Consider the following 7789-nt stretch of genomic DNA (forward strand, 5'->3'; position numbering starts at 1 on the left):
GGCTTTCGCGCTGGTGCTGCTCATCGCCACCGTGACCGTCGGCGAATGGTTGCCCTCCGGCTGGCGTTGGTTGACCATGCCCGGCTACCTGTGGCTGGCACTGATGTTCTACCTGTTCCTCACGCTGCTCCTGCTGGAGGTGCCGGTGTTGGCGGCGTGGCTTGCGACGCGCCGGCGGCAGCGGGTGGGCCGTCCCGCCACGGCCCCGAGCACGGTCCCGGCCATCGCGGTGGGCGTGGGCGGCTCCGGCGGCGGCGTCGACCCGCCGGCTTTCGACCCCGAGCGGGACCCGGGGTCGCCCGTTGCGCCCGAGCCGGAGTCCAGTCACGATCCCTCTCGCCGGCTGCTGCTGCGCCGGGGGGCGGCCATCACGGCCGGGGCGGTCGCGGTGAGCCTCACCGGCTTCGGGATGAGCCGGGCCTACCGGACGCCGACCATCAAGCGGCTCGACATTCCGATGGCCCGCCTGGCCCGCAGGGCCGACGGGCTGCGGCTGGCGGTCCTGGCGGACCTGCATGTCGGGCCGCTGCTCGGCACCGGCCAGGTGGAACGGATGGTGGAGCTCGTCAACGGGCTGGACGCCGATCTGGTGACGGTGGTCGGCGACGTGGTCACCTCCGAGCCCGGCAGGGTGCGGGAGTCCCTGCTGCCGCTGACCCGGCTGCGGGGTCGGCACGGCGTGTTCTACGTCACCGGCAATCACGAGTACATCGCCGGCCACGAGAGCTGGATCGAGGCGGCCACCGAGCTGGACCTGCGATTGCTGCGCAACGAGCGGGTCGAGATCGCCCACGGCGGTGGGGTGATCGACCTCGCCGGGGTCAACGACATCATGGGGGCGCAGTACGCGGACCCACCGGACTACAAGGCCGCGCTCGCAGGCCGGGATCCGTCCCGGCCGGTGGTGCTGATGGCGCACCAGCCGGTCGCGGTGCACGATGCCGCCCCGTACGGGGTGGACCTACAGCTCTCCGGCCACACGCACGGTGGTCAGGTGTTCCCCTTCCACTACCTGGTCGGGATGCAGCAGCCCGTGGTGTCCGGGCTGGGGGAGGTGGACGGTACGCCGGTGTACGTCACCAACGGCGCCGGGTTCTGGGGCCCGCCGGTGCGGGTCGGTGCCGATCCCGACATCACCCTGCTCACCCTTCGGGCCGCCGGAGCGTGACGAGCAGGGCACCGGCAGCGACAGGATCTGATGGCTGCGGGGTGCCCGGAGCCGGCGGTGAGACTCAGGAGCCCTGCCGGTAGTGGTGGCCGCCCGGATTGTTCCGGGCGGACGCGCCGAGCAGCACGGTGACCTGACACTCCGGGTCGCCCACGGCGATCCGCTCGTCCAGCAGCACCACCGCCGCGCCGTGGTTGCGCGCGGCGATGCCGCCGAACACGCTGGAGGTCATCCGGCACAGCGCGGGCGCGCGGCGTACGGTGTCGCCGAACGGGCAGCGACGATTGCCCAGCACGATCCGGTCGTCGTCGAGGGAGATGACGTAGAAGTCACCGCCGATGGCGGACTTGAGCCGCAGGTAGCACTCGGCCACCTGGGCGGCGCTGAGCCGGCCGACCACGTCCCGGGCCCGGCGGTACTCCTCCTCCATCTGCCCGCCGACCGTCGCGCCCACCTGGGCCACCATCTCCTCCGTGGCGCTCGGCCCGTGCCGGTTCTCGGCCGTGCGGGCCAGTTCCACGACGAGGGCGCGCAGGAAGGACTCCCGACCGAAGCCGCGTGGTCCCGCCTCGTCGAGAGCGGGCAGTGGGTTGACCTCCCGGCGGGGCGGGTCGAAGGAGACTTCGACCCGTCGGGTCACCGGCAGCACCCCGCGCACCTGCTTGCCGGTGCCCCGCTTCGCCACCACGTCCAGCTCGGTGCCGAGTTGGCGGACCAACCACAGGCCGCGGCCCCGGATGCTGCCGGTGGCCGGCACCGGCAGGTCGCCGAGGTGGAACGACGGGCCGAGGTCGTGCACCACCAGCGTGGGGCGCGCGGCCGACCAGTCCAGGCTCACCCACACCGGGCCGCCGGCGTGCTCGACCGCGTTGCCGAGCAGTTCGGAGATCACCATGCCGGCGTCCTCGACCTCGTCACGTTCCTGCGCGTGCCGGCGCAGGAAGTCGGTCAGCTCGGCGCGTAGCGCGCTGGCCGCCGCCGGGGTCGCTGGAGCCAGCAACCATTCCACCGAGCCACCTCGTTCCCATCCGCGCCACGCGTGCGCTCCGTCGTCCGTACGGGTACCCGGTCTCGACCACCCGGCGGACGCCATCGGGCGCGCGGATGCCACCGCGTTCGCCCACCATACGCCTCCCCACCCGATCCGGTCGCCGCCGCTCAACCGTTCAGCGCGCGTCCCAGGGCATGGCCGACCGCCGCCGCGGCCAGCCCGGCCACCACGCTGAGCAGCGCGTGGGCCAGCGCGGCGGTCCGGGCTCCGGCGCGGGCCAGCCGCACCGTCTCGTAGCCGAACGTGGACCAGGTGGTGAACGCCCCGCAGAAACCGGTGCCGAGCAGCGCGGTGACGGCCGGCCCGGCCGGGACCGCGAGCACCACGCCGAGCAGCAGCGACCCGACGACGTTGACGGAAAATGTGCCCCAGGGCAGGATCGAGCCGTGCCGGGCCTGCACCGCGCGATCGGTGAGGTACCGCAGCGGGGCCCCGACCGCCGCGCCGAGCACGATGAGCAGGACGGTCACCGCCGACCTCCGCGGCGGTCCAGCACCCGCGCGGCGAGCGCGTCACCGGCCACGACCGCCGCCAGTCCGGCCACCAGCGTCGCCGCCAGATAGGCCAGCGCCGTGCCGGCGGCCCCGGCGAGGAACGCCCGGTGAGCCTCCACCGTGTACGCCGAGAAGGTGGTGAAGCCGCCGAGCACGCCCACCCCCAGGAAGGGGCGGGTCAGCGGCGGGACGCGACGGCGACCGATCATCGCCATCAGCGCGCCGATCAGCAGGCAGCCGAGCACGTTGACACCGAACGTCGACCACGGGAAGCCGGTCGGGGAGTGCGGCAACGCCGCCTGGGCCGCGGCCCGGACCAACGCGCCCACCGCGCCGCCCGCGGCAACGACGCCGAGCACGGCCGTCGGGTGCGCGGCGAGTTCCCGACGGTCGGCGGGCACCCGCAGGTCGACGTCGGGGTTGATGCGCCGTGATGTCGGCACCTGTCCTCCCTACCAGCATCCGGGCCACTGGTAGGGACCGTCGGCGTCCCCGAAGACGCGGTTCTCCCGGTCGTGGCCGGGACGGCGGGCCCCACCGCCGTACCCCACTCTAGCTGCCCGGTCACCGCCCGCGCCGGGGCCGTGGCGTCGGGGTGCTCAGACCGCCGGGGCGGGCCGGGCCGCCAGCCCGCCGAGGACGGCGCCGAGGATCGCGGTGAGGGTGACCAGCCCGCCGGTCACCTCCGGCGTCCACCGCAGCCCGTCGGTCGCCGCCAGGCCGAGAAGATGCCCGGCCCAGACCAGCCCGGGGTAGAGCGCGCCCGCGATCGGCAGCCGCAGCGCCGCGTCGCGCCCCCGCACCGCGTCCAGCCGTAGCAGCGCCAGATCGGCCAGCACCGCGCCGAGCAGGGCGGTGAGCGCGGCGACCGTCTGCGATGCCGGGAACTCGACCATCACCAGGTTGAACAACGCCACCCCGGCCACCAGGGCGGTCCCGACGCCGAAGGCCGCCCGCCGCCGGTGGGCCAGCAGGAACGGCGCGGTCAGCAGCACGGTGGTCACCAGGTACGCGTCGACACCGAGGACCGCGAGGTGCTGGTTGCCGTACGCGCCGACCGCCTCGGTGGGCGCGACGGAGAGGAAGGCCGACGAGTGGGTGAGCAGGATGACCGGCCCCATCGCGGCGAATGCCAGCGACAGTACCCCGGTGACCGACCGCAGGCCGCCCTCGCCGCTGGCCCACCAGGAGCGCAGCGGGCTGGTCAGCAGCAGCACGGCACCGGCGTCGATCAGCAGGTGGGTCGGGCTGAACGCGGCGTCGAGGCCGACCTCGACGCCGAGGGTCTCGTGCCAGAGCATGTCGCCGAGGCCACCGAGGAGGAACACCGCGACGCCGAGCGCACCCACCCGGTAGCCGGCCGGCCAACCGTCCCGCCACCAGCGGGGGGCCGCGTCCCGTCGCTGGTACGCCAGCCAGCAGGTCCAGCCGGCGCTGGCCGCGAATCCCGCGTACAGCAGACCGTGCCACGGGGTGAAGAAACCCTCGATGGTGTCGATGATGTTGGTGTGCGCCCAGCCGTCGGACATCGCCCCCGCCACGAGGCAGGCTCCGAGCAGGACGGTGACGAGATCCTCGCGGCGACTGGTCGGGCGTACCCGCAGGCGGTCGGCCTGCCCCGGCCGGGCCGGGGCGACCTTGACCGGGTCGGGGACGGCGGCTGCGTTGCGCGTCATCGGCGGTTCCTTCCGAATCCGTTCCACGTTCCGCCATTGTGCCGTGTCTGTGTGTGACGTCGGCGTTGCCCCGCCGCCGTCGTCCTGACCTGCGGCGGCAGCGGCGTACCGTACCGGGGACGCCCGGCGTGCCGGGCCGTCGGGGATCACCGGCAGGAGGAGCGTGTGCAGGACGACAGCCGTCGGCGGGACGACGCGGTGGCGTCGGGGCGGACCGCCGCGCACGACATGTTCGACGCCGATGTCGCCTCCCGTGGCCTCGGCATCGAGCTGGTCGACGCCGGCGACGGCACCTCGCGGGCGCGGATGCGGGTGACCGCGGCCATGGTCAACGGGCACGGTATCGGCCACGGCGGCTACGTCTTCCTGCTCGCCGACACGGCGTTCGCGCTGGCCTGCAACAGCCACGGCCCGCCGACGGTCGCCGCCGGTGGCGAGATCAGCTTCCTGCGCCCGGTCCGCGCCGGGGACGTGCTGACCGCGACGGCCACCGAGCGGGTCCGGCACGGCCGCAACGGCATCTACGACGTCACGGTACGCCGCGGCGACGAGGTGGTCGCCGAGTTCCGGGGGCGCAGCCGGACGTTGGGCCAGGGCGTCGTGCCACCCGGGTGAACCTCGCCGCGCTGCGCCGACCTCGCCGACGGGTCACCGGACGGGGCCGGTCGGCGCTGCCGGGCCGCCGTGGCGGCGGGACAACGGTGGCCGGCTCGGGCAGGATGAAGCACGTGGCACAGATCGCGCTCTTCCACTCCGTCCACGGGCTGCGGCCGGCGGTGCTGGCCGACGCCGAACGACTGCGCGCCGCCGGGCACCAGGTGCTCACCCCCGACCTGTACGGCCTTCCGCCGGCCGACACCGTCGAGGCGGGCTTCGCCCTGCTGGAGAAGGTGACCCTGGACGAGGTGCTGCGACGGGCGCGGGCCGCGCTCGCCGCACTGCCCGCCGACACGGTGCTCGCCGGTTACTCGATGGGTGCCGGGGTGGCCGGCGTGCTGCTGGCCGAGCGGCCGGCCGCCACCGCTCTGCTGCTCCTGCACGGCACCGGCGGCGACCCGGCCGCGTTCCGTCCGGGGCTGCCGGTCCAACTGCACCTCGCCGACCCGGACCCGTACGAGCCGCCGGCCGAGGTGGCCGACTGGCAGCAGGCGCTCAGCGACGTGGGCGCGAGGCTGGAGGTGTTCCGTTACCCGGGCCGCCCTCACCTGTGGACCGACCCGACGGCACCCGACCACGATCCGGCGGCCACCGCCCTGACCTGGGAACGCGTGCTGTCGTTCCTGGCCGCCCTGCCGCCGACCGGCGTACGACGCTGACAGGGCGGTGGACCGGACCGTGACCTACCTAAAGCGGTGGCTGCGGCGGCAGCTCGACATCGACGAGCAGGCAGCCGAGATGGTCGATGACCTCCACCCGGATCTGCCGGAACCACCGGTCGCGAACCGGCAGGGCATGACGTTCATGTCGGCGGAGCAGTACCTGCACGCGGTCGGAGTCCGCTCCGGTGACCGGATCCGGGCTGAGGTCCACGCCAAGCGACGCATCCTCGACCGGCACGCGGAGTGCGGCACCGGACAGGGCTACTGCGACGGTCGCGGGCACGGCCGGGAACTCGATGACGGCCCTCCGGCGTGCCCGGACGTGCTGGACCTGGCGGCGGCGTTCGACCGGCGGCCCGGATACCGCGCCGAGTGGCGGCCCTGACGGCCGATGGCGCGGTCCACGGTTTCGCGACAGTCCCCGCCGTAGCCTCCGCGGTGCTCGCCGGATCCGGATCAGGCGGCGCACAGCGGCGGCGGCGAGCCGCTGCGCGACGGGTGCCCACGCTCGACCAGGAGGCCGGCCGCCGGTACGAGCGCCAGCGCCGGACGGTCCACGGCGGCGCGGTCGACCGGTCGGATCGACGCACCCCGTCGCGCCGGAACCGTCCCGCCGTCCGCCGACGATGCGGCGGCGAGTTCCGGCCGCCGGCCGGATCCGCCTGGCACCGTCGATGGTGGCGGGCACGCCTGGACGCCGTCGGCAACCTTCGGCACGGGCGACGACCCGTATCGACCGGCCCGGCGCGCGAACTCGGCCCGCACCGCTCGGGGGAGACGCTGGTACGCCACCCGGGCCACGGCCGGGTCGACGAAGGCGTACCGGCCGTGCCGGTCGTGCCGGAGCAGCCCGTCGGCGGCCAGCCGGCACAGCGTGCCCGCCGCCCGGCCCGGCGTCCAGCCGAACAGTCGGTCGACCGCCGCCGCGGTGAACCGCGCGCCCAGCATCGCCCCGGCCATCAACACCGCTCGCGGCACCCCGTCGAACCGGTCCAGCCGGGCGTCGGCGACCCGCCGTACCGCCTCGGGCAGCGCCGGCTCGGCGACCCTGGCCTGCCCGAGCGCCGCCGAGGCGGCCTGGCCGGGCCCGACCTCGGCGGCGGTCGAGGGGGAGCCGATCTCGGCGACGTACCCGGCGGCGTAGCCGGGCACGCCGGCGACCAGGGGCACCAGCCGTGCGGCCAGCGCGGTCGGCTGCCCGGCGCACTGCAGCATCCGCCGCACCAGCCGGCCGCTGTCGAGCGCCGACAGCGGCGGTAGCGTCACCCGGCCCCACCGGTCGGCGACGCCGGGCAGCAGATCCGCGAAGTGCGGCCGGTGGGTGGCCAGCACCGCCAGCGGCAGCCCGCGCAGGGTCGCCGCCGCGAACAGGGTGTGCAGGAACCGGCCCAGCTCCGGGTCGGCCCGGTCCAGGTCGTCGACCGCGACCACCAACGGCTGCCGGGCAGCCACCGCCAGCAGCACGTCGCGGCAGGCCGCCGCCCCCTGCGCCGGGCCGCCCGCCCCGGCCAGCAGCGCCGCCAGCGCGTCGACCGCCGTGGCGGCCCTGGTCGGCGGGAGCACCCCGCCGACCAGGGCCGCCAACCGGCGGCGCACCACCGCCGGTGCGTCCCCCTCGAACGCGCCGGCGAGTTCCCGGACCAGGTCGGCGACCGGGGCGAACGGCACCTCCGGGTACGGCGGGCAGTGCGTCACACACCAGCGCACCGACACCCCGTCGACCCGCCGCAGTGACCGGCGCAGCTCGTCCAGCAACCGGCTGCGGCCGATGCCGTCCGGGCCGACCAGCGACACCCACCGCGGACGGCGCTCCCGTACCGCCCGGACGAGCTGCTCCCGCGCGGTGGCCAGCTCGCGGCGCCGCCCCACCAGCGGCCCCTCGTGCCGGGCCGGCCGGGGCCGCCGCGCCGCGCGGATCAGCCAGACGTCGACCGGCAGCGCCTTGCCGGCCAACGTCGCCGGGGCCAGCGCGTGCTGGTCGACCAACCCGTTGGTGGCCCGGTGGGTGGCGGCGCAGACCACCACGCCGCCCGGCGGCGCGTACTCCTGCAACCGGGCGGCGATGGTGGTCACCACGCCGC

9 protein-coding genes are annotated in these 7789 nt (G+C 75.4%); 4 read left to right on the forward strand and 5 right to left on the reverse strand.

Features of this window, described 5'->3' with window-relative positions; genetic code table 11:
* On the forward strand, window positions 1-1168 hold a 1168-nt coding region (locus E1182_RS27490; RefSeq protein WP_132270652.1), incomplete at its 5' end, for a metallophosphoesterase.
* A 64-nt stretch (window positions 1169-1232) separates the two neighbouring features.
* On the opposite strand, the gene E1182_RS31785 is transcribed toward E1182_RS27490, so the two are convergent.
* From E1182_RS31785 to E1182_RS27510, 4 genes are all read right to left on the reverse strand, one after another.
* A complete protein-coding gene (locus tag E1182_RS31785) occupies window positions 1233-2177 on the reverse strand; it encodes a methanogen output domain 1-containing protein (protein ID WP_207921539.1) in 945 nt (314 codons plus the stop codon).
* Window positions 2178-2326: 149 nt separating this feature from the next.
* Entirely contained in the window at window positions 2327-2689 is a 363-nt protein-coding gene (gene crcB / locus E1182_RS27500; RefSeq protein WP_132270654.1) for a fluoride efflux transporter CrcB, read from the reverse strand.
* The gene (locus E1182_RS27505; protein WP_132270655.1) at window positions 2686-3156 is read right to left on the reverse strand and encodes a CrcB family protein; all 471 of its coding nucleotides are present in this window, start codon (window positions 3154-3156) and stop codon (window positions 2686-2688) included. Before E1182_RS27505 ends, crcB begins: the two co-directional genes overlap by 4 nt.
* Before the next feature lie 156 nt (window positions 3157-3312).
* Window positions 3313-4389, reverse strand: a complete 1077-nt coding sequence (locus E1182_RS27510; RefSeq protein WP_132270656.1) for a hypothetical protein — start codon at window positions 4387-4389, stop codon at window positions 3313-3315.
* A gap of 228 nt (window positions 4390-4617) precedes the next feature.
* On the opposite strand from E1182_RS27510, the gene paaI reads away from it, so the two are divergent.
* From paaI to E1182_RS27525, 3 genes are all read left to right on the forward strand, one after another.
* Window positions 4618-5004: a hydroxyphenylacetyl-CoA thioesterase PaaI gene (gene paaI, locus E1182_RS27515; protein WP_132270659.1), complete on the forward strand. Its 387-nt coding sequence runs from the start codon at window positions 4618-4620 to the stop codon at window positions 5002-5004.
* Between the two features lie 113 nt (window positions 5005-5117).
* Window positions 5118-5705, forward strand: coding sequence for an alpha/beta fold hydrolase (locus E1182_RS27520; RefSeq protein WP_165942736.1), 588 nt, complete (start codon window positions 5118-5120; stop codon window positions 5703-5705).
* 19 nt (window positions 5706-5724) lie between these two features.
* Window positions 5725-6093: a DUF6221 family protein gene (locus tag E1182_RS27525; protein ID WP_132270658.1), complete on the forward strand. Its 369-nt coding sequence runs from the start codon at window positions 5725-5727 to the stop codon at window positions 6091-6093.
* 71 nt (window positions 6094-6164) lie between these two features.
* On the opposite strand, the gene E1182_RS27530 is transcribed toward E1182_RS27525, so the two are convergent.
* Window positions 6165-7789, reverse strand: a 1625-nt coding sequence (locus tag E1182_RS27530) for an AAA family ATPase (RefSeq protein WP_207921540.1), incomplete at its 5' end; no start/stop codon positions are given.

Origin of the sequence: Micromonospora sp. KC721, from assembly GCF_004348355.1 — a bacterium.
GTDB lineage: Bacteria > Actinomycetota > Actinomycetes > Mycobacteriales > Micromonosporaceae > Micromonospora.